Source organism: Perlucidibaca sp., assembly GCF_057084925.1.
Window position 1 is genome coordinate 1 of record NZ_JBXMRC010000020.1, and the last position, 20,271, is coordinate 20,271.

19 protein-coding genes are annotated in these 20,271 nt (G+C 57.6%); 11 read left to right on the forward strand and 8 right to left on the reverse strand.

Annotated features, from left to right (window positions below; genetic code table 11):
• Positions 1–609: CHASE domain-containing protein (locus tag AC14IB_RS05650; protein WP_484230961.1), on the reverse strand; the 609-nt coding region annotated here is incomplete at its 3' end.
• A gap of 260 nt (positions 610–869) precedes the next feature.
• Between AC14IB_RS05650 and AC14IB_RS05655 the strand changes: the two genes are divergently transcribed.
• Positions 870–1,709 (forward strand): metal-dependent hydrolase, encoded by an 840-nt coding sequence (locus AC14IB_RS05655; protein WP_484230962.1) that lies wholly within the window; start codon positions 870–872, stop codon positions 1,707–1,709.
• Between the two features lie 4 nt (positions 1,710–1,713).
• On the opposite strand, the gene AC14IB_RS05660 is transcribed toward AC14IB_RS05655, so the two are convergent.
• Positions 1,714–3,105: a flavin monoamine oxidase family protein gene (locus tag AC14IB_RS05660; protein WP_484230963.1), complete on the reverse strand. Its 1,392-nt coding sequence runs from the start codon at positions 3,103–3,105 to the stop codon at positions 1,714–1,716.
• 110 nt (positions 3,106–3,215) lie between these two features.
• Between AC14IB_RS05660 and metG the strand changes: the two genes are divergently transcribed.
• The 3 genes from metG to AC14IB_RS05675 are packed head-to-tail and all read left to right on the forward strand — an operon-like array spanning position 3,216 to position 5,825.
• Positions 3,216–5,327 carry a methionine--tRNA ligase gene (gene metG / locus AC14IB_RS05665; RefSeq protein WP_484230964.1) on the forward strand — a complete coding sequence of 704 codons (2,112 nt, stop codon included), beginning with the start codon at positions 3,216–3,218 and terminating at the stop codon, positions 5,325–5,327.
• 2 nt (positions 5,328–5,329) lie between these two features.
• Positions 5,330–5,620, forward strand: coding sequence for a BrnT family toxin (locus AC14IB_RS05670; protein ID WP_484230965.1), 291 nt, complete (start codon positions 5,330–5,332; stop codon positions 5,618–5,620).
• 4 nt (positions 5,621–5,624) lie between these two features.
• Positions 5,625–5,825 carry a hypothetical protein gene (locus tag AC14IB_RS05675; protein WP_484230966.1) on the forward strand — a complete coding sequence of 67 codons (201 nt, stop codon included), beginning with the start codon at positions 5,625–5,627 and terminating at the stop codon, positions 5,823–5,825.
• A 24-nt stretch (positions 5,826–5,849) separates the two neighbouring features.
• Here AC14IB_RS05675 and AC14IB_RS05680 read toward each other — a convergent pair whose 3' ends face one another.
• Positions 5,850–7,019, reverse strand: coding sequence for a hydroxymethylglutaryl-CoA reductase (locus AC14IB_RS05680; RefSeq protein WP_484230967.1), 1,170 nt, complete (start codon positions 7,017–7,019; stop codon positions 5,850–5,852).
• Between AC14IB_RS05680 and AC14IB_RS05685 the strand changes: the two genes are divergently transcribed.
• From AC14IB_RS05685 to AC14IB_RS05695, 3 genes are all read left to right on the forward strand, one after another.
• Positions 7,018–7,806 (forward strand): alpha/beta hydrolase, encoded by a 789-nt coding sequence (locus tag AC14IB_RS05685; protein ID WP_484230968.1) that lies wholly within the window; start codon positions 7,018–7,020, stop codon positions 7,804–7,806. The genes AC14IB_RS05680 and AC14IB_RS05685 overlap by 2 nt on opposite strands.
• A 20-nt stretch (positions 7,807–7,826) precedes the next feature.
• Positions 7,827–8,168, forward strand: coding sequence for a zinc ribbon domain-containing protein YjdM (locus AC14IB_RS05690; RefSeq protein ID WP_484230969.1), 342 nt, complete (start codon positions 7,827–7,829; stop codon positions 8,166–8,168).
• A gap of 110 nt (positions 8,169–8,278) precedes the next feature.
• Positions 8,279–9,136 carry a metal-dependent hydrolase gene (locus tag AC14IB_RS05695; protein WP_484230970.1) on the forward strand — a complete coding sequence of 286 codons (858 nt, stop codon included), beginning with the start codon at positions 8,279–8,281 and terminating at the stop codon, positions 9,134–9,136.
• Between the two features lie 10 nt (positions 9,137–9,146).
• Here AC14IB_RS05695 and AC14IB_RS05700 read toward each other — a convergent pair whose 3' ends face one another.
• Together AC14IB_RS05700 and AC14IB_RS05705 are read right to left on the reverse strand one after the other, a co-directional pair.
• Entirely contained in the window at positions 9,147–9,581 is a 435-nt protein-coding gene (locus AC14IB_RS05700; protein ID WP_484230971.1) for a hypothetical protein, read from the reverse strand.
• Positions 9,582–9,584: 3 nt separating this feature from the next.
• The gene (locus AC14IB_RS05705) at positions 9,585–11,327 is read right to left on the reverse strand and encodes an N-acyl-D-amino-acid deacylase family protein (protein WP_484230972.1); all 1,743 of its coding nucleotides are present in this window, start codon (positions 11,325–11,327) and stop codon (positions 9,585–9,587) included.
• A 121-nt stretch (positions 11,328–11,448) separates the two neighbouring features.
• On the opposite strand from AC14IB_RS05705, the gene AC14IB_RS05710 reads away from it, so the two are divergent.
• Positions 11,449–12,447, forward strand: coding sequence for an AraC family transcriptional regulator (locus AC14IB_RS05710; protein ID WP_484230973.1), 999 nt, complete (start codon positions 11,449–11,451; stop codon positions 12,445–12,447).
• A 27-nt stretch (positions 12,448–12,474) separates the two neighbouring features.
• Here the strand turns inward: AC14IB_RS05710 and AC14IB_RS05715 are convergent, their stop codons facing one another.
• Together AC14IB_RS05715 and AC14IB_RS05720 are read right to left on the reverse strand one after the other, a co-directional pair.
• The gene (locus tag AC14IB_RS05715) at positions 12,475–13,377 is read right to left on the reverse strand and encodes an alpha/beta fold hydrolase (RefSeq protein ID WP_068858310.1); all 903 of its coding nucleotides are present in this window, start codon (positions 13,375–13,377) and stop codon (positions 12,475–12,477) included.
• Positions 13,378–13,387: 10 nt separating this feature from the next.
• Positions 13,388–14,839 carry an amidase gene (locus AC14IB_RS05720; RefSeq protein ID WP_484230974.1) on the reverse strand — a complete coding sequence of 484 codons (1,452 nt, stop codon included), beginning with the start codon at positions 14,837–14,839 and terminating at the stop codon, positions 13,388–13,390.
• Positions 14,840–14,956: 117 nt separating this feature from the next.
• On the opposite strand from AC14IB_RS05720, the gene AC14IB_RS05725 reads away from it, so the two are divergent.
• A complete protein-coding gene (locus AC14IB_RS05725; protein WP_484230975.1) occupies positions 14,957–15,766 on the forward strand; it encodes an RnfABCDGE type electron transport complex subunit B in 810 nt (269 codons plus the stop codon).
• Here the strand turns inward: AC14IB_RS05725 and AC14IB_RS05730 are convergent.
• Positions 15,763–16,557, reverse strand: a complete 795-nt coding sequence (locus AC14IB_RS05730) for an SDR family NAD(P)-dependent oxidoreductase (protein ID WP_484230976.1) — start codon at positions 16,555–16,557, stop codon at positions 15,763–15,765. The two genes, AC14IB_RS05725 and AC14IB_RS05730, sit on opposite strands and share 4 nt — an antisense overlap.
• A gap of 76 nt (positions 16,558–16,633) precedes the next feature.
• Between AC14IB_RS05730 and nth the strand changes: the two genes are divergently transcribed.
• Both nth and AC14IB_RS05740 read left to right on the forward strand, forming a co-directional pair.
• Positions 16,634–17,269 (forward strand): endonuclease III, encoded by a 636-nt coding sequence (gene nth, locus AC14IB_RS05735; RefSeq protein ID WP_484230977.1) that lies wholly within the window; start codon positions 16,634–16,636, stop codon positions 17,267–17,269.
• A complete protein-coding gene (locus tag AC14IB_RS05740; protein ID WP_484230978.1) occupies positions 17,262–20,201 on the forward strand; it encodes a DUF748 domain-containing protein in 2,940 nt (979 codons plus the stop codon). Before nth ends, AC14IB_RS05740 begins: the two co-directional genes overlap by 8 nt.
• Positions 20,202–20,271: the final 70 nt, after the last annotated feature.

Below are 20,271 nucleotides of genomic sequence, written 5' to 3' on the forward strand. Positions count from 1 at the left end.
CACCAGCGTAATTGGTGGCGTTAGCATCGCACGACCAGACCTTACTGCATCAACAATAGTTTCTAGTCGGCTAGGTTCTGACGCCAAATTGAGACCAATAGCTAATTTATTTAAAGATAAAGGCTCAAGATACTCAATAATCCAATGATCACCTTTATATGGAAAAAAGTTTTTTAATTTAAATTCAGAATATTCACTATCTTGCTTTAGCTTTATATAGCTTTCTAAATCATTTTGCTTTACTTTTCTTACAAATCCTAGGCCGTTAGCCCCTGGAAACTCCTCCGTCACATTTCGATATAAAAAATAGTCTTTAAATTTTTTCCTGGTGATATTATCCAAACCAACAGAGTACATAAGACTTCTCATGTCTCGTAAAACAATCTCATAGGTAGATAAAATGCTTTGTATTTTCTCTACAGCGTATTTTGACTCGCTCTCAAGTTCCAACTGAGCATCTTTTTTATATTGAATATATATCAGCGAGCTAATACTGCTAGACAGTAGAAACCCAACCACAAATAACGATAAAGCAAACGCTAATGGGCTATAACTTCTTAGCTTCGAAATTAGCCACGCCCTTGCATTTAGTTTTCTAAGTTTTGTCATGCCTTAACCTTTTACTTTTAATATGACTATTGTCTAGCCATTAAAATTTTTAGATGGCTTTACACTACTGCGTCACTCACTGCGTTGAACCCTTATTGCGTGGTAAGTGTGTATAGGTTTGACGTATTGCACTTACAATGGACTACCTGGCCACAAATGACCGATTTACGGCAGCTCACCGCCTACTCATCAAAAGACTCATCAGTCACGCTTCGATAGGTAGGGTTCTTACTACCCACTATTTTATTTCGAGGTACTACATGATCAGCAAAACGCCTCTGCCCATTACCGTTCGCCGCATGGACTTTGCTATCCCCGCGCTGCCGCGATACTGGTACAAAGGGAATGTGTGGATCACACACTTCATGAATGCACTCTCCACCACCTTCCCTGATGGTGAGCGCTTCTTTATTCATGCGGTTCGCAATTATGAAAACGAGATTACTGACCCAGAATTACGAGCTCAGATTCGGGCGTTCATTGGTCAAGAGGCCAATCACGGTAAAGAACACGAAGCCTTTAATCAGGCCTTAATTGATCAACACAAGCTGCCGCTTGAGTCCAAAATCACCTTCATGAAAAAAGCGCTGAGTTTCGCTAAGAAGCGCTATTCACGGCGGGAGCAGTTGGCCTTAACCGTGGGATTTGAGCACTTCACGGCCATCTTGGCTAACCTTATGTTGAAACAAACGGATTTTGTTGAAGATATTCAAGGCGTCTATGCCGACATGTTTATGTGGCATGCCGTCGAAGAAACGGAGCATAAAGCCGTTGCTTTTGATGTTTTTGCCGCGACGGAAGACGACTATTGGCTGCGGGTTAGGGGCATGGCGCAGGCCACGTTCTTCTTTCTGTTAATTACGTTGCGTATGCAATACAGCCTTCTCAAACACGACAATCAGCTGGGAAACTGGCGAGATGCACTCGGCTTCGCTAAGTTCTTGCTGGTCAAGCCGGGCATGCTGACGCGCATTATCCCGGAGTATTTAGACTTCTACCGTCCCGGCTTCCACCCCTGGCAGCACGATAATCGCCACCTCATCGCAGCGCGTGTGAAAGCCTTGGAAAGCTACGCGTTAAAAGCGATTCAAGCCGCCTAGCCCGTTAACGCTGTCGAGCCGCTAATACCTGCTCGGCAGCACGTTCCCCAGACAAAACAGCCCCTTCTAAATAGCCGGTCCAATAGCCGGGCAGCTCGGTTCCCGCCCAAAAAATCTGGCCGACGGGCCGTGATAAGGCATCGCGATATTGCGTTAAGGCCCCCACAGTAGAAATCGCTGTGGGACCGCCCAGGCTATAACCTTCTTGCGTCCAATCTTGGCAAATGCAGTTTCGTGGCGTCAGCGCAGCCTCGCCAAAACAACGCGCAAAAGCGGACAAGACATGCTCGCGTAGCGCTTCAGGTGACATTTGTTGCGCTAGCGCTAAATGCGCGCCACCAATAAAAGCGAGAAGTGCGCCTTCATTGCCCTGCGCAGGAGATACATCAAAAACAAGATTCACTAAGCCATCCGCCAAAACGGCCGTGCCATTCAATCCTGCATCCCGCCAAAATGGGTGATCATAAATAGCCTCGTACTTCATGAGACGCCCCATTCGCATCTGCGCCAAATGGCTGAGTTGCGCTTGCGGTAAAGCGGGCTCAAAGCCCAGGCTGGGCCGCAGTAAGGGCGGGACGGTAACGATGATGGACTGCGCCTGCCAAACACGCTCCCCGGCCTCGACGGTAATGCCCTCGTCGTTTTGGCTGATGCGATGCACCGGAGCATTCAGCACCACGGCATCACCCAAACTGTCTGCCAACGCAAGCGACACGGACTGACTGCCCAGCGCAAAGCGTTGGTCTTGTGCGCCGTTGATACTTGCCGTTAGGCGATTAAACGTACCCAAATGAGTTTCATCCCCCGCCGCCGCGATGTAATGCAGCGCATAGAGCAGCGACATCTCATGAGCGTTAGCACCCCACACGGTTTCAAACGTAGCTTCGGCCAACACACGGGTGCGCTCTTGCCCTATTTGCTGACGCAGCCAGTCGCCCAGTGTTTGGCTATCCCAGGCTTGAGCGTTTGCCGCATCCCAAGGACGCCCGACAGGCACTTTGGCAGCCATAGCGTTCAGTCGATGCTCTAACTTCAACAGATCGGGAAGAATGCGCCAATCATGGGGCGCCCCACTGGTGGAGATCAAACCCAGCAGCTTGTCGCCATGGACCTTGCGGGAGTTACCGATACAATACACGGAGCGCCCTTCGCGCCCCTGAGCGACCGTTTTCAGGCCAAACTCTTTCGCTAAGGCCAGCATCCGATTTTGCGTCGGGCCTATCCACGCGCCGCCACGATCCACCGGCGTTTCCCCATGCCACTCGGTCCAGCTGCGCCCGCCAACGCGATCACGTGCTTCTAACACCTGCACACTGACGCCCTGCTGCTGTAAACGCCGAGCGGCGCTCAAGCCCGCTAAGCCTGCACCAATGATGAGTACTTCTGGCATATCCATAACGGCATCCCGACGTAGATGATCAACGACATGAAATTTTTCAAGGCAGTGTAATGCGGCAGGGCGATGCTATCATTGTCCACCTGTTTTCTGACCTAACGAAGTTGCTCATGTCCCGTCGCCTGCTCGTTACCAGCGCCCTACCCTACGCCAACGGCCCGATCCACCTCGGCCATCTCGTCGAATACATCCAGACCGATATCTGGGTGCGCTTCCAGCGCGCGCGCGGTCACGAAGCGCACTATGTTTGTGCTGATGATGCTCACGGTACCGCCATCATGCTCAAGGCCGAGCAGAACGGCCTGCCGCCAGAGCAGCAGATCGCCAATGTGAAGGCCGAACACGAGCGCGATTTCGCCGGCTTCGGCATCCGCTTCGACAACTACCATTCGACGCATTCCGACGAGAACCGCGCGCGCGCTTCGCAGATCTACACGCGTCTGCGTGATGGCATCCCCGGTGCAGCTGCCGGTTCGCTGCAGAGCGGCGGGCATATCACCACGCGCGCCATTCGCCAGCTCTTTGACCCGGAAAAGCAGCTGTTTTTGGCTGACCGTTTCATCAAAGGCGATTGCCCAAAATGCGGCGCACTGGACCAGTACGGCGACTCGTGCGAAGTCTGCGGCGGCACCTACTCACCGACCGAGTTGAAGAACCCGCGCTCGACCATCTCCGGCGCGACACCGGTGGAGAAGGAGTCCGAGCACTACTTCTTCAAGCTGCCAGATTTCGAGGCCATGTTGAAGGCGTGGACGCGCAGCGGCACGCTGCAGGAAGAAGTCGCCAACAAACTCGCCGAATGGTTCGAGTCCGGTCTGGCCGACTGGGACATCTCGCGGGATGCGCCCTACTTTGGCTTCGAAATTCCTGATGCGCCGGGCAAGTATTTCTATGTCTGGCTAGATGCCCCGGTGGGCTACATGGCCAGCTTCGAGAACTTGTGCGCAAAGACGCCGGGGCTGGACTTCGATGACTACTGGAAAGTGGGCAGCAACACCGAGCTCTACCACTTCATCGGCAAAGACATCGTCTATTTCCACGCGCTGTTCTGGCCGGCGATGCTCGAAGGCGCGGGCTACCGCAAGCCGACCGGCGTGTTCGCCCACGGCTTCCTGACCGTGAACGGCCAGAAGATGTCGAAGTCGCGCGGCACCTTTATTCAGGCGCAGACCTATCTCAAGCACCTAAATCCGGAGTACCTGCGCTACTACTTCGCCGCTAAGCTCTCGGGCAAGGTCGAGGACATCGACCTCAACCTCGAAGACTTCACCCTGCGCGTGAATTCGGATCTGGTCGGCAAGGTCGTCAACATCGCCAGCCGCTGCGCCGGCTTCATCAGCAAGCGCTTCGATGGCCAGCTCAGCGCCGACTGTGCCGAGCCGCAGTTGCTCAACGACTTCATCGCCGCCGGCGACAGTATCGCTGCCCATTACGAAGCGCGTGAATTCGGCCGTGCTATCCGCGAAATCATGGCGCTGGCCGATCGCGCCAACCAGTACATCGACGAGAAAAAGCCGTGGGCACTGGCCAAGGTCGAAGGCATGGATGCCGAAGTGCAGGCCGTGTGCTCGGTCGGCCTCAACCTGTTCCGCCAGCTCATGACCTATCTGGCACCGGTGCTGCCGGCCATGGCCGAAGCCTCCGCCGGCTTCCTAAACCTGCCCGATTTCCACTGGGAGTCGCGTCGCGAACTGCTGCTCGGTCAGCACATCGAGACCTTCCAGGCCCTGATGACCCGCGTCGACCCGGCACTGGTTGCGGCCATGGTGGCGGACTCGACGGATTCGCTGGCGAATGCCCAGCCGGTGGCTGTTGCACCGGCAAAAGCCGCTGCAAAGTCCACTGATGCCAAGGCAATCGCCGCCAAGGCCGACAAGCCGGCGGACGCGCCGAGCGTGATCGGCATCGAGGACTTCGCCAAGGTCGATCTGCGCGTCGCGCGCATCGTCTCGGCCGAGCCTGTGGAGGGCGCCGACAAGCTGCTGCGTCTGCAGCTCGACCTCGGCGGCGAAACCCGCCAGGTCTTCTCCGGCATCAAGAGCGCCTACCCGGACCCCAGCGTGCTGGTCGGCCGCCTCACCGTTATGGTCGCCAACCTCGCCCCGCGCAAGATGAAGTTCGGCATGAGCGAAGGCATGGTGCTGGCTGCAGGTCCCGGTGGTAGCGATATCTTCCTGCTCACGCCGGATGACGGCGCGCAACCGGGTATGGCGGTGAAGTAAGCATGAGTCTTCACATCGAGTGGGATCCCGCCAAAGCAGCATCCAACTTGAAGAAGCACGGCATCAGCTTTGAAATGGCCGCGGCAGTGTTTGCAGATCCACAAGCACTGACTATCCCGGACTCAGAGCACAGTGATATCGAAGAGCGCTGGATCACGCTTGGTGAGATTGGACAGCAACGGATTGCTGTTGTAATACATACATGGCGTGACAGAGATCCGAGCCGGATACGCATCCGCATCATCTCTGCACGTTTAGCGACTGCGCATGAAAATTGCCAGTACAGAGGGTAAAGCCATGCAAAATGAATATGACTTCAGCCACGGTGAGCGCGGTAAATTTTTTCATGTTCGCGAAGAAATTTTGCTGCCTGTTTATCTCGATCAATCCCTGCAGTTAGCACTCATGGACTTGGCAAAAGCTCGTGGCGTCGAACTTTCAGTATTAGCTAATACCTTGCTAAAACAAGACATTGATCGATTGCAGTCCAGCCTCTAACACTTCATGAAGCTATGTCGGCCCTCAGGGCCGGTTGCGACCGTACTTGTCGTGGCTGGACACCCACTGGTCCGAAACTATCGCCGACGCTAGTGACAGCTCGCCGCATAGCACGGTGGCCGCGACGATCTCAGCCAGCTTGCGCACCTTGCCCTCGCCATAGCAGCCCATAACCTCCAGACACTCGCGCTGCGTCGGCAGCCCCGTGCCGCCGCCATAGGTCGCCACGATCAGCGCCGGAATCGTCACCGAGCAATAATAATCGCCATTAGCCTTCAGCTCGCCATGCACATAGCCGGCAGATGACTCCGCCACATTCGCCACATCCTGCCCGCAGGCGATGAACATCGCCGTGATGCCGTTGGCAAAGTGCGCACCGTTGTTGACCGAGCCGGCCATGAGCGCGCCCATGTTAGAGAGCTGGCGCTGCTTGAACAGCGCCTCGCCGCTGGTGTGCATGACATCGCGCAGCAGCGCGGCCGGCAGCGTGACTTCGGCCACCACGCGCTTGCCGCGCGTGTGCAGGCTGTTAACCTGCGAATGCTTCTTATCGGTATCGAAGTTGGCGGCCAGCGAGAAATGCTCCAGCCCCGGGAGCTGTTGCGCCAGCATCCACTGGCAAGCGTGGTGCGTGGCCTTGCTCACCATGTTCTGGCCGGCAGCGTCGCCAGTGGTGAAGTTGAAACGCAGCCAGCGCATCTTGCCCATGCTGAACTGCTGGATGTCGCGGAGCTTGCCGGAGCGCGTGGTTTCTTCGGCGGCGGCCTTGATCTGCGCGAAGTTAGCCTCGACCCAGTGGCCGAAGTCGCGGGCGTAGCGGGCATCGCTGAAGACAAAGATGGGCGCGCGCTGCATGGCGTCATCGATGACCGTGGTCCGTACGCCGCCAGCCTCGCGGGTCAGGCGCATGCCTCGGCTGTAGCTGGCCAGCAGCGTGCCTTCGGTGGTCGCCATGGGCACATAGAACTCGCCCTGCGCATGCTCGCCATCGACCCGCAGCGGACCGGCAAAGCCCATCGGCACCTGCACGATGCCGGAGAAGCCCTCAATATTGCCGGGCAGCACAGCCGGATCCAGCGAGTAGTTGCCGGTGTGGGCAAGCTCGGCACCGGTCTCGGCCGTGACCACCGCTCGGCGCGCAGCGGCCATCTCACGGGTGTAGTCGTTTTGCGCATCACGCGGCAGTTTCTTCATGCGGACATCCTCGGCGAGTTGTTTTTGGAATGGCGCAAGCAAGCAATACTCGTCGCAGGCTGTCAATCACCGCTACACTTCGCGACCTGCACTTCATCAGGATATTTGCGCCATGCCGTCCCTGCTCACTGTCATCACTCGCGATACCGCGCCCAACCCCACACTGACCGTGATCTGGCTGCACGGTCTCGGTGCCGACGGCAATGATTTCGTGCCCATCATCCGCGAGCTGGGTCTGCCGGCCGATGCCGCCGTGCGCTTCATTTTTCCGAATGCGCCAGCGATTCCGGTGACCATCAACGGCGGCTATGTGATGCCGGCCTGGTACGACATCCTCTCGCTCGATGGCGATCAGCGCGAAGTCGATGTCGCCGGCATCTGCGCCAGCCGCGAGACCATCCGCCAGCTCATCGCCGCCGAAAATGCGCGCGGCGTGCCCTGTAGCCGCATCGTGCTCGCCGGCTTCTCGCAGGGTGGTGCCATTGCCTGGCTCACCGGCCTCACGCATGCCAAGCCGCTGGCCGGCATCCTCGCGCTGTCCACCTATTTGCCCACGCCGGAGCTGCTGCGCGATGAGCTCAACACCGCCTGTCTGAGCGTGCCGATATTCGCTGCCCACGGTCGCCACGACGATGTGGTGCCGCTGGCCATGGGCCGCGCCGCCGCAGCGGTGGTGGAAAGCCTGGGTGGCCAGGTGGTCTGGAAGGATTACGCCATGGCACATGCCGTCTGCCTGGACGAGATCACCGACATCGGCAGCTGGCTCAGCGCCCGCCTCCCCCTCTGAAAATTCAAGGCCATACTTCCATGAGTCAGCTCCCGTCCTGCCCGAAATGCCAATCCGACTACACCTATGCTGATGGCGACTTGCTCATCTGCCCGTCCTGCGCCCATGAGTGGTCAGCCACCGAAGCTGCTGAAGCTGGCGATGGCGCACGCGTAATCAAGGACGCCAACGGTAATGTGCTGACCGACGGCGATAGCGTCACCGTGATCAAGGACCTCAAGGTCAAAGGCTCGTCGCTGGTGGTCAAGGTCGGCACCAAGGTGAAGAACATCCGCCTCGTTGATGGCGACCACGACATCGATTGCAAGATCGACGGCATCGGGGCCATGAAGCTGAAATCCGAGTTCGTGAAGAAGGCCTGAAACCGAATAAAGTCGGAAATACTTCAACCTTTACATTTGACACTGTTACATAGAACCGGTAAGTTATGTCTCGTCGTGACTCTGTCGTCACGTTTTCGAGAGTTCTTGCCATGGGTACTAACGCTTCGCGCAAAGCCACGCCGGATGTGATTCAGATCAAACCGACCCGCATGGATTTCGCCTTTGATGCCAACAAGGTGCCAGATCACTGGGCCTTCAATGACCCCTTCAGCACCCACTTCATGGGCACACTGTCCAGCTTGTTTCCGGTCGGCGAACGTTTCTTCGTCGACTCCGTGCGCGCCCTGCGTGAGCACGCCGGTGAAAATGTCACCGCTAAGGACATCTCCGGCTTCATCGGCCAGGAAGCCATGCATTCGCTGGAACACGTCAGCATGAATAACATGCTGGAAGCCAAGGGTCTGCCAGCATTACGTGCTGAGAAATTCACGTTGGGCCTGCTCAACCTCGGCCGTCGCATCCTGACTAAGCGTCAGCAGCTGGCAGTGACGGTGGCGTTGGAGCACTTCACCGGCATCATCGCCAACCGCCTGCTCACCGATACCGACACCATGAACAATCTGTCGGACGAGATGCGCCCGATCTGGATGTGGCATGCCATCGAAGAGACCGAACACAAGGCCGTCGCCTTCGATCTTTACAAGCAAGTACCAGGTAACAACTATGCCGAGCGCGTGGTATTTCAGGTCTTTGCGTCGGTCATCCTTGCCGCCGTGGTGTCAGCTTTCCAGCTGCAGTTCATGGCGCGTGACAAACAGCTTTTCAATCTGCGCAGCTGGGCTTTCGGTCTGAACAAGCTGTTCGGCCGCAACGGCATTCTCAGTGGCCTGACTCGCGAATACTTGGACTTCTTCAAGCCGGATTTCCATCCCTGGGATCACGAAAACAGTGCGCTCGTGGCCTACTGGCGTGAAAAGCTGGAGGGTGAGGTCGCGAAAGCGGCCTGATCTCCCCGCGTTAGCAGACGCGCGTTAGCAGAAACGGCCAACCCACACGACGCAGGCCGGGCAAGTCAATCATCGTCATGCCCAGCCAGGTCGTTTCTGACAACTCGCGGAACTCGTCACGCACCCGTCGCCAAGGGAATGGCGACTCCGAGCCGTAGTGGCAAACCAGCACCGGCTTGCCATCCAGCCATGAGGCGGTGAGCTCAACCTGCATGGGCAAACGCTCCTCTCCCCCCTTCAGCACATTGATCGCCTGCGTATCGCTGATGAAACGCTTGCCCAGCCAGCCCGGCAAACCACCCAGCGCAATCGCCGACGGCGCACTGCCGCGCAACCAGAACGGCCCGACAAAGTCCACCCGGCGAAACCCGGGAATCGATGCCGGCGCAGGGGCCGCCAGTGTCAAAAAGCGTGCGCGCCAGGCGCTCAAAGAGGTGTTGTTCATGATTCAGCGCACCGGCAAGAAGGTGCCGAAGCCCTGCTCACGGCCCAGCTCCGGCATCACCTCACCCTCGCTGACCGCAGCACGGCCGTTGATGAAAACATGGCGGACCAAGCCCGGATTGCGATTGACCAAGCGCTGCAAGCCGAAGTTTTCCATGTCGGCCCATGACACCTGCTGCAGGTCCTGATCAAAACCGGCGGGATCCAGCACCACCAAATCGGCTCTATCACCCTCGCGGATATGCCCGGCATCAATGCCAAACCACTCGCCCTGCTCGCCGGTCAAGCGCCAAATCGCCTTCTCCAGGGTCATCACCGGTTGGCCGCGATCGGCAGCGCCCTTGATCAGCTTGAGAAAGCGCAGCGGCAGGTTGTAGAACGCCATGTTGCGGATGTGAGCGCCGGCATCCGAGAAGGTGATCAGTGTGCGCGGGTCCTGCACCAGCTTGAGCAGCGTGGCTTCGCGATCGTTGCCGACGGTGGTGTACCAGCGCAGCGCACGGCCGAACTCAACCACCAGATCCAGAAAGAGATCGACCACATGCACCGAGCGTTCACGCGCAATATCCGCAAAGTTTCGGCCGACCAACGAGCCGTCCGGGCATTCGAGCACAATGGCATCGCCAAAGTCGCGTTGCCAGACGCGCGGGCTCAGCTTCTCGCCATAGAATTTGCGAAAGTTGCGGCGATAGGCTTCATCTTTTAGCAGCTCGTTGCGTTCGACCTGATTGCGCAGGTCCAGCGCCATTTCGCCGGCACCGAACTCCTCGAAGAACACCACGTCGATGCCATCGGCGTAGACCGTGAACGGCGTCGGCAGGAACTGCCAGCGGAAATTGCCGCCCAACGCATTAATTAAGCGCGAGACCATCTGCGCCATCGGCCGCACGGTGATGTTGCCTTTCAGCTCGATGAGCGCGATCAGCGTCATTTTCATGGGCCGGCGCAGCCAGCCCAGCGCGGCGCCAATATATTCAAATATCTGGAATGGATTAGCCGCATTCGGTGCGCCCTGATGGACGCGACCGCGACGGCGCAGTATGCGATTGAGCCGGCGCATCTCGGCAAAGCGGGCATAGGTGCTGGGCAGGCTTTTCGACCACTCACGATCACCGTCAATCTTGTCCCACTTCAGGCGCATGGTGGACAGGCCAAGGAAACCAACATCCAGCGCATCTTCGAGCTGACGCTCCATGGTCTGCAGCTCGGCCTCGGTAGGCTTCACCGCGCGATCGGTGGCTCGGTGCAGGCCGAGCGTGGCCACGCGTAAATCGCTGTGACCGAGGAAGGAGATGAGGTTGGGCCCAAGCGGACGCGTCTTGATGTAATCGACCCATTCGCGAGCCGTGCGCCAAGTCTTGTGCTGCTGCAGAATCGGCAGCACCTTTTCCCGCGGCACAGTCTCTACTCGGGTAAAAATATCGGAGGCATCTTCTGCATCACTGCAGATCATGCTCAGCGAGCAGCTGCCGACCAGCACCGTGGTGACACCGTGGCGCACCGACTCTGACAGGCTGGGTGAAACGATAACCTCGGCATCGTAATGCGTGTGCGTGTCGAGGAAGCCCGGTGTGATCCACTGGCCAGTGGCATCAATCACCCGTGCCGCCTGAGCAGCATCGAGCGGATCAGCGCTGACCTTGAGCACGCGCCCGTCTTTGATGGCGACATCGCGAATGGCTGACGGGCCACCCGTGCCATCAAAGTAGCGTCCACGTTGAATCAGCACATCGTAGCGAGTGGTCATATCCTGAGCTGCCTCTACTTATTGTTATCGTTAAGCATCGACAATACGGCTGAAAACCGGTCATGATTTGATAAATCGCGAGCCTTTCTGGCGAAAATAGCGTCATTGGAGCAGGAAATTGATGCGCTACCTTGCGCGCAGTGGCGGTTTACTCGGTTATGCCGAACTCGTTCGTCGCTATAGACATGACCCCAGAGCCCTACTCACCGATGTTGGCTTACCGATAGCTGCTCTGGAGAATCCGGACATATACCTGTCCTACCCTAAATTGGCATGGCTATACGAACACACCGCACAAACCCTAGCTGAACCCGCGTTTGGCCTTTTATTGGGACGCCAACAGGGCTTAGAAGTGGTCGGGGCGCTGGGTGCTTGGTTATGCCGGCAGCGCACCATGGGAGAGGCGCTGCTTGGCTTGCAACGCAACCTCGGTTTTCATGCTCGAGGCATACAAATACACAGTGAGATTACTGCTGAGGCAATTCAATTGGACTTGCAGTTAGCCTTTGCTGAGCAAGTGAACTGCCAACAAATGATGATGCTTAGCCTCACGCTGCTTGAACGCGGCATGAGCGATCTGCAACCCTCTCACCCTCCGCCAATCCGTGTCTGTATGAGCATGCCACGCCCAACTGCGGCCTTGGTTCGCACGCTGGAAGAGACCTTTCATTGTTCTCCGCAATTCGATGAGCCGACTAACTCGTTGAGCTACCCGCTGACATTGCTGGCGCAACCCGTCGCGGTAACTCCTCGTTTACAGTCTCGACTAGCGCAGCATTGGCGCGATGACTGGCAGCTGGCGCCCATCTCTATCAGCATGCAAGTAGATCGGAGTATTTCAGCGCTACTGCCAACGGGTGAATGTTCTCTAGAGGCGGTGGCGGGCTTAGTGGGCTTGCATCCAAGGACGTTGCAGGATCGGCTGAAGGCGGAACAGACCCACTACGACGAGCGCTTGCGTGCCGTGCGATTTGAGCTGGCCTGCACACACCTTGCCGAGAGTGATATTGACCTAACACGGCTGGCACTTGACTTGGGCTATGCCGAATTGGCGGTGTTTAGTCGGGCGTTTAAAGCGTGGACCGGTCTGCCGCCTAGTCGCTGGCGACAGACTCGATGAGGGCACTCATCAACAGTGCCCGATTGCTTAGGCTTGCTTAGCGTTCACGATTAACGCATGCGTAATGCGCTCCCACACGCCAGGCGGCAGGTCGTGACCCATGCCCGGAATCATCACCAAACGCGCCTTGGGGATATTGCGCGCAATGGCTTTGCCGCAAGCAGGACGCACCAGCGGATCGGCTGTGCCGTGAATAACCACGGTGGGTTTATCAATACGACGCGTGAGCGGCTTCAGGCTACCGGTACCGATAATGGCGTTGAATTGACGCACCACACCGGCAGGATGATAGCTACGCGCATTCAGCTCGGTTGCCATGGCCACCAACTCATCCTGCGTGAACGGATACTTGGGGCTGCCGATGGTGCGCATGAACTTAGCGGAATGAGCGATGATCTGTTCGCGCGTAGCACCCTTGCCCGGTCCGGACATCAATGGCTTTAAGGCAGACGGCTTGGGCGGTGGCAAGAAGGGCTGGTTGGTACTGGAGAAAATGATGCCGACCGAGCGTACGCGCTGCGGATACTTGGCCGCAAAGACCTGAGTAATCATGCCGCCCATGGATGCACCCACCACGTGCGCGCTAGGAATTTGCAAGAAATCGAGCAGACCACGCACGTCTTCCGCCATATCGTGCAGCGTATAAGGCACGGGGCTGGACAAGCCGAGTTGAGCGCGCAGAAAGCGCTTCCACACCGGGCCGGTGACTTTCAAATGCGACAGCTTGGTGGATAAACCAATGTCGCGGTTATCAAAGCGAACTACACGATAGCCCGCCTTCACCAGCTGCTCACAAAAGCCCAGTGGCCATAAGGTGAGCTGAGCACTCAGCCCCATAATCAGCAGAATGGTGGGATGCAGGACATCTCCCATATCTTCATAGGCCAGTTCAATACCATTAGCCTCGGCGATGCCACGACGAATTTCCATCTACTACTCCTTATCGCGCTACAGCGCCTTGAACCACAGGATAAGCCCAGCCACCCAAGGCTGTTTCGAGCGCCAGTGCCGCTGCCAGGGTCAGGTGATCGTTACCTTCTTTGGCAACCACCTGCACACCGGTGGGAACGCCCGCCGCGTTGAGGCCGGTCGGCACGGCCGTGACGGGTAAGGACAGGGCATTAAATACCGCGCAATTCACAAAGTTAAAGGGCGGCAACAAAGCCTTGTGGTGTTTAGGCGCCACCGTGGGATAGGTCGGCGTGATGAGCACACCGTCATCGCCGAGCAAATCTTCCAGTTGAGCCTTCAAGGTGAGGGCCTCTGCTCGCAATTTTGCGGTGCGCGCCGGGGTCAGCTCGGGCAGGCGTTCAAACAGCGCCAACACCACCAAGGGGAAGGTGTGATCCGAGCGCTTTAATGCCAACTTACCAAACTCTTTCAGCGCCGGTAAGGGGCTGCGCGAACCAAACAAGTGGTCTGCAAACGTGTGCTCACTGCCAGCAGTAGCCAGCATGGCAGTCCACAAATCACGAGCTTTGGCCATTAACGGCAAGTGCACGGCCTCAACACGAGCGCCGCGAGCCATCAGGGCTTGAACGGCACGATCGCGTGCGCCCATTTGATCGGCATCTGGCGAAATGGCTAGCTCACGAGCAAATTGCAGAACACGCAGGCGAGACACATCAACGTCGCCAACCGACTTCAACTGATCCGCGCCATCACCCGCCATAATTCGCAGCAGGGGCTCTAAATCTTCTGCGCGACGGCACAAGGGGCCCGTTGACAGGTGACGATCAATATTGCCGGAGGGGCCAGGAAATTGACCTTCATTTGGCACTAAACCCGGCGAGCACTTATGGCCAAAGACGCCATTAAAAAACGCCGGCATGCGAATAGAGCCACCCACATCCCCCCCTAAACCAAAGGGCGATGCGGCACTGCCAACAATCGCGCCCTCGCCACCCGAGGAACCGCCAACGGTACGCGAAGGGTCGTAGGGGTTGCGGCTTAAACCATAGACATGGTTATAGCTTTCCATCCACATACAGACTTCGGAGGTATTGGTCACACCCAGCGGAATTGCACCGGCTGCTCGCAGGCGCGCCACGGTAGGCGCATCCTCTGCGACCTTCAAGCCCACGCGGCTGACCAAACCCGAGGTATTAGGCATGCCTGCAAAATGGAAGCTTTCTTTGATGGTGCACGGTACGCCCAGAAAGGGTGGCAGCTGATCGAGCGTGCCCGCTGCGCGTGCCGCAGCAATTTCACGATCGGCATTCGCTGCTTCTACTCGGGCATCCGCAATACGCTCTACCACCACGGCATTAATGATAGGGTTAACCTGACGCAGGCGCTCAATATGCGCTTCTACTACCACGGCCGATGAGACTTCACCGGAGCGAATTCGAGCGGCTAATTGCGTTGCCGAGAGATGTAAAAGATCAGACATGGTCAATTGCCAGAATTAAAAGACGACCGACTTTGCCGTAGTCTGCGTCACGATGCAATAATCAACCCATTATTCCGCTGCCAGTGCGCCGATTTTTGACTTAAGCCAGCTCAGCCCATGTCGTCACCCACGCCCAACTCTCGCATCGCAACTGTCACGATCGACCTCGTGGATCGGATTGATGCCCTGCTGCCACAAACCCAATGTGGCCTGTGCAAAACGTCCGGCTGCCGTCCCTATGCCGAACAAATGGCTCAGGGCGAGGCCATCAATCATTGCGTACCCGGTGGCATCCCGACGATTCAGGCACTTGCCCACTTGTTACAGGTGCCAGCCCCGGAGCAGGTCGACCCCGACTATGGCATCACACCCAGCCATCGCCTGGTGGCTTTTATTCGCGAAGATGAATGCATCGGTTGCACCAAGTGCATTCAAGCCTGCCCGGTCGATGCCATTGTTGGCGCGGCTAAACTCATGCATACCATCATTGAGGCGGAGTGTACGGGCTGCAATCTCTGCGTGGCCCCCTGCCCCGTGGACTGTATTGACCTAGTGCCGGGTGCTGACATTCCGCTCACGTGGCACCCACCGCAGAACGCGTCTGCTGATGCCCTTCAGCAGGCAAAAAATCGCGCCGATAAAGCCCGCGAACGCTTTCTGGCTCGTAATAGCCGCTTAGCCTTAGCCGCAGAGGCGCTGGCTAAGCGCAAGGCCGAAAAAGCCAAGCCCGCGCTCACCGATGCTGAACGCAGCGCCCTGATGATTGCGGCCGCCATGGCGCGCAGCCAGCTCAAAAAAGCAGAGAAACAGCTCAGTGCCTTACAAGCACGGGGAGAGAGTAGTGAGGTATTGCTGGCGCAGCTGCCTGAACTGCGCGCAGCAGCCCAGGCAGCCCAGGACGCTTTAGAGAAATCCGCGCTGGCTTAATGAACCATCCGCGCGTGTTTGCCAAATAAATAGCGCAGACGCTCAGGCAAATGCTTGGTAAACGATGCCACGGCTTTGTTCACCACACCCGGCACACACACCGGCTCACCACGAGTCACCGCCTCCCAACCTGCCTTCACCACGGTCGGCGCATCCTGCCAAGCAAAGGCCGGCAACTGATTCGCCCACTCCCGTGTGCCTTGGGTGTCATGAAACTCTGTCCATGTGAAGCCCGGGCACAATGCCGTGACGTGCACGCCAGAGGGCTTCAGCTGCATGTCTAATGCCTGCGAGATATTCAACACATACGACTTAATGCCGGTGTAGAGCATGCCGGGTGAGTTGGGTGCGAAGGCGGCCAAGGACGAGACATTGATAATGCGACCCCAGCCACGATCAGCCATTCCCTGAGCAAATCGATGAGTCAGCTCGGTGAGTCCGGTAATCATCACCTCAATCATGGCGCGCACATTGTCGACGGGGAAATTCAGAAACGAGACCGGCTCGGCTAGCCCAGCATTGTTAATCAGAATATCCACTTGAAAATCGGCAGAATCCGCTGCTGCCTGGACCTGAGCTGCCGAGCCTACTGCCGACAAATCCAGTGCACAGACAATCGCTCGCACACCATGCGTTGCCGACAGCTCATCGGCGAGCGCTTGCAGTCGCTCCGCGCGGCGCGCCACTAACATCACATCGTGCCCCTCAGCAGCCAGCAAGCGAGCAAATGCCTCGCCTAAACCCGCTGATGCGCCGGTAATCAATGCACCCTTCCCACTACGATTCGTCATCGTGATCACTCCAATTCATACCACTGCTTAAATTGCACGATAGAATGCCTGAAATTAAACATCTGTGTTGCCCGCCATGAATGCCGCTAAACGCCAGGAAATTTTTGCTCGCCTGCGTGCCGACAATCCGCACCCAACCACTGAGCTACATTATCGCAATCCCTTTGAGTTACTCATTGCCGTATTGCTTTCGGCACAAGCCACCGACGTTGGCGTGAATAAGGCCACGGGGCCATTGTTTGCCATCGCCAACACCCCAGCAAAAATGCTGGCCCTTGGCGTTGAGGGGCTGAAGCAGTACATCAAAACGATTGGCCTGTTTAACACCAAGGCGGAGAACACCATTAAAACCTGCCGCATTCTGCTCGACGAGCATGGCGGCGAAGTACCGGAAGACCGTGCCGCCTTGGAGCGCTTGCCCGGCGTTGGCCGCAAGACAGCCAATGTGGTGCTCAACACCGCGTTCGGCTGGCCCACTATTGCGGTGGACACGCATATTTTCCGCGTCAGCAACCGCACAGGCATTGCCAAAGGCAAAGATGTAGATGCCGTGGAAGCAGCGTTGATGCGCCACGTACCTCAAGAATTCCGGCAAGATGCCCATCATTGGCTCATCCTCCACGGACGCTACACATGCATCGCGCGCAAACCGCGCTGCGGAAGCTGCCGGATCGAGGACTTATGCGATTTCAAGGACAAGCAATATGACTGAAGCCACGGCTACACAAGGCAAGCAACTCAGTGGCGCGACGCCGAATACAGCGCCTAAGACACGCCCTCGCTGGCAAATATGGAGCCTTCGTCTGCTGGTCGCTTGGCTGGCATTTTGCCTGCTACTTTGGCTCGGCGGCCCACCCTTACTGAAACGCCTATTGCCTTGGGCGGTCGCGCAAAAACTACCCGTGCAGCTGAGTGTTGGCGACATCCGTCTCAATCCACTGCAAGGCGAGTTGGCGCTGCAACACCTAAAGATTCAAGATGGCAGCGATGTCTTAGTCGCCGCTGAGCAGATTCGCGTCAACCTCTCGCTGGCCTCGCTCTGGCGCGGCAGCATCAGCCTCGATGATGTTGCGCTAATCGGCCCGGAAGTGAACGCCATCATCAACCCTGCGGGTGAGCTCAATCTGCTCAAACTGGTGCCCGCATCGGACCCTAACGAGCCGCCATCCAACCTGCGCTGGGCAATCGACCACTTTTTGCTGGATCAGGGCAAGCTGCATTTCCGCGATGAAAAGATGAAGCCGGTGGTCGATGTGCGCTTGGCCTCTAGCCGCATTGAAGTGCGCGATCTGCGTTCCTATGCCAGCAAAGAAGAGGGCCGCATCGCCTTCAGCACACGTCTCGATGACGATACCGAGCTGACGTGGGATGGCCGCATCGATCTGAAAAACCTCAGCAGCCAAGGCAAGTTCAGCCTCGCCAATCTGCCACTCACCCGCGTGCAAGCCATGCTGCCAGAGCCTTTACCGCTGACCGTGAGCAGTGGTCGGCTTGCACTGCAACTCCCCTATCAAGCCCAGGTCGTGAACGCTCAGGCCTCGGCGAAAATCTCACAAGCGGCCCTGCAATTACGCGACCTCTCGCTGCGCCTTCCGCGTCAGCTTAAGCAACCACTGTTTGATCTACCCAGCCTAGACATCAGCCAAATCGATGTCGCTTGGCCGGCGCAGACAGTGCACATTGGCCAGATCAGTGCCGCCACCGCTGAATTGCAGATACAGCGCGACAGCCGAGGTAATCTGCCCCTGCTGCAGGCACTGGCGCAGCCTAACAAGCGCGGCAATGCCAAGGCCGACGCTGCAGAAACTGCGGCCAAAACCACTGCCCCGGCAAAACCTTGGCAACTCACCCTAGATCAACTGGCTTTGACTGACTGGGCCATCCATTGGCGTGATGCCAGCACGCAACCCGCCATGAAAGCGACGCTGAACAACATTCATGTCAGCACGGGTACCTTGCTCTGGCCAGCACCTAAACCACTGCCACTGCAAGTCACCGCGCAGCTCCAGCAAGGGCGCATCGCCATCGCGGGTGAGGTCGACATTGAGCAGCCATCCGTTAGCCTCAACCTGAACAGCAGCGCCCTGCCGCTGACGCTGGCACAACCCTATCTCGCACAACAACTGGCCATCGAGCTCAAACAAGGCACCGCAAGTAGCGAGCTGGCACTGAAATGGGACCCAGAATCGGGTGTGCGCCTGACCGGTAATGCGGGCATTTCTCAGCTCAACATCCTCAACAGCAAGGACCAGGTTCGCCTACTCGCCGCCCAGCGCCTGCAAATTAACGGGCTCAACCTGCAACTTGAGCGCAATCAGCTGCGTATCAACAACATCGATACCGACGGCCTCTTCGGGCAGGTGCTCATTTCTCCGGATCGTCAGCTCAATCTGGCGCAATTGGCCATCGCGCCCAAGGCCGAGGCCACAACACCGCCGCCTCCACCTGCTACTGCCAGCAAGCCGATGTCTGTCCGTATCGACACGGTAAGCGTTCGCCGCAGCGCCATGCTCTTTGGTGACCAAAGCATGACGCCGGGCTTTGCTACCGGCATCGAAAAGCTGCAAGGCCGCATTACCGGCCTCGACAGTCGTGATGTTGCCAGTGCCAAAGTCGATCTGAAAGGCGTGGTCTCACCCTCCGGCGAAGTCAGCATTCGTGGCCAGATGAATCCGCTTGCCAGCGACCTTAGCCTCGATATGGCCCTACAGTTCCGCCAGCTCGAACTGAGCAGCCTGACACCTTATGCCGCACGCTTTGCCGGTTACCGCATCGACCGTGGCAAGCTCGATCTCGACCTCAATTATCAAATTCAAAAGCGACAGTTGAAAGCCGACAACAAGGTGGTCTTGCGCCAGCTACGTCTGGGTGAAAAGGTCGATTCGCCGGAATCTATTGGCCTGCCGCTGAAACTGGCGGTCGCCATCCTGCGCGATGTCGATGACAACATCGACATCGATTTACCCCTGAGCGGCAGCCTCGACAACCCCGAGTTTTCTATCGGTCCGATTATCTGGCAGGCCTTCGTGAATTTGCTGCAACGCGCCATTACTGCGCCTTTCAGCGTGCTCGGCAACCTTTTGGGTGGTGATGGGGCAAGCCTCGGCGAAGTCCCGTTCGCACTCGGCAGCACGGAGCTCAGCCCGGCGGCTCGCGACAACCTTGGCAAGCTGGAAAAGGTACTGAGCGCACGCCCCGCCCTGCAACTTGAAGTACGCGGACTCAGCGATGCCAAAGCGGATCGTGCAGCGTTGCAGCGCCAGAAAGTCGACGCCGCCATTGCCCAGCGTCTGCAAGGCCGCAAAGACAGTCGCATCGAAGCCTTGGAATATTTGCTGCGTCAGGCCCAAAGCCGATCAGCCGTAAGCGCCCTGCGCGAGCTATCGCAAGTGCCCGCGCCTAGCGGCAAAATGGAGCTCAACGAGGCCGGCTATGAAGCACGCTTAGTGGATGCCCTTGCCGGGCTGCAAGCCGTCAGCGACAACGCGCTCAATGCACTGGCGCAGCAACGCGGGCAGGTCATTGTCACGGCGCTGCTGGAGAGCAAAGTGGTGCCGGCTGAGCGGATATTTTTGCTGGATCAGGGGCAAGGGGTAGCCACCGAAGGGATGTTGGTGGTGCCGCTCAAGCTGACTACGCCGTAGCCTAGTCCGCTGCCGCGCTTATGTTTCTCGGGCATCCGTAGCCCTGGAAACATAAGCGCGGCAGGAGCGG

What these genes read in the sequence shown, in the direction of transcription:
- AC14IB_RS05655 (WP_484230962.1), top strand. Translation starts at nt 870, where the DNA reads ATGATCAGCAAAACGCCTCTGCCCATTACCGTTCGCCGCATGGACTTT.
- AC14IB_RS05660 (WP_484230963.1), bottom strand. Translation starts at nt 3,105, where the DNA reads ATGGATATGCCAGAAGTACTCATCATTGGTGCAGGCTTAGCGGGCTTG.
- metG (WP_484230964.1), top strand. Translation starts at nt 3,216, where the DNA reads ATGTCCCGTCGCCTGCTCGTTACCAGCGCCCTACCCTACGCCAACGGC.
- AC14IB_RS05670 (WP_484230965.1), top strand. Translation starts at nt 5,330, where the DNA reads ATGAGTCTTCACATCGAGTGGGATCCCGCCAAAGCAGCATCCAACTTG.
- AC14IB_RS05675 (WP_484230966.1), top strand. Translation starts at nt 5,625, where the DNA reads ATGCAAAATGAATATGACTTCAGCCACGGTGAGCGCGGTAAATTTTTT.
- AC14IB_RS05685 (WP_484230968.1), top strand. Translation starts at nt 7,018, where the DNA reads ATGCGGACATCCTCGGCGAGTTGTTTTTGGAATGGCGCAAGCAAGCAA.
- AC14IB_RS05680 (WP_484230967.1), bottom strand. Translation starts at nt 7,019, where the DNA reads ATGAAGAAACTGCCGCGTGATGCGCAAAACGACTACACCCGTGAGATG.
- AC14IB_RS05690 (WP_484230969.1), top strand. Translation starts at nt 7,827, where the DNA reads ATGAGTCAGCTCCCGTCCTGCCCGAAATGCCAATCCGACTACACCTAT.
- AC14IB_RS05695 (WP_484230970.1), top strand. Translation starts at nt 8,279, where the DNA reads ATGGGTACTAACGCTTCGCGCAAAGCCACGCCGGATGTGATTCAGATC.
- AC14IB_RS05700 (WP_484230971.1), bottom strand. Translation starts at nt 9,581, where the DNA reads ATGAACAACACCTCTTTGAGCGCCTGGCGCGCACGCTTTTTGACACTG.
- AC14IB_RS05705 (WP_484230972.1), bottom strand. Translation starts at nt 11,327, where the DNA reads ATGACCACTCGCTACGATGTGCTGATTCAACGTGGACGCTACTTTGAT.
- AC14IB_RS05710 (WP_484230973.1), top strand. Translation starts at nt 11,449, where the DNA reads ATGCGCTACCTTGCGCGCAGTGGCGGTTTACTCGGTTATGCCGAACTC.
- AC14IB_RS05715 (WP_068858310.1), bottom strand. Translation starts at nt 13,377, where the DNA reads ATGGAAATTCGTCGTGGCATCGCCGAGGCTAATGGTATTGAACTGGCC.
- AC14IB_RS05720 (WP_484230974.1), bottom strand. Translation starts at nt 14,839, where the DNA reads ATGTCTGATCTTTTACATCTCTCGGCAACGCAATTAGCCGCTCGAATT.
- AC14IB_RS05725 (WP_484230975.1), top strand. Translation starts at nt 14,957, where the DNA reads ATGTCGTCACCCACGCCCAACTCTCGCATCGCAACTGTCACGATCGAC.
- AC14IB_RS05730 (WP_484230976.1), bottom strand. Translation starts at nt 16,557, where the DNA reads ATGACGAATCGTAGTGGGAAGGGTGCATTGATTACCGGCGCATCAGCG.
- nth (WP_484230977.1), top strand. Translation starts at nt 16,634, where the DNA reads ATGAATGCCGCTAAACGCCAGGAAATTTTTGCTCGCCTGCGTGCCGAC.
- AC14IB_RS05740 (WP_484230978.1), top strand. Translation starts at nt 17,262, where the DNA reads ATGACTGAAGCCACGGCTACACAAGGCAAGCAACTCAGTGGCGCGACG.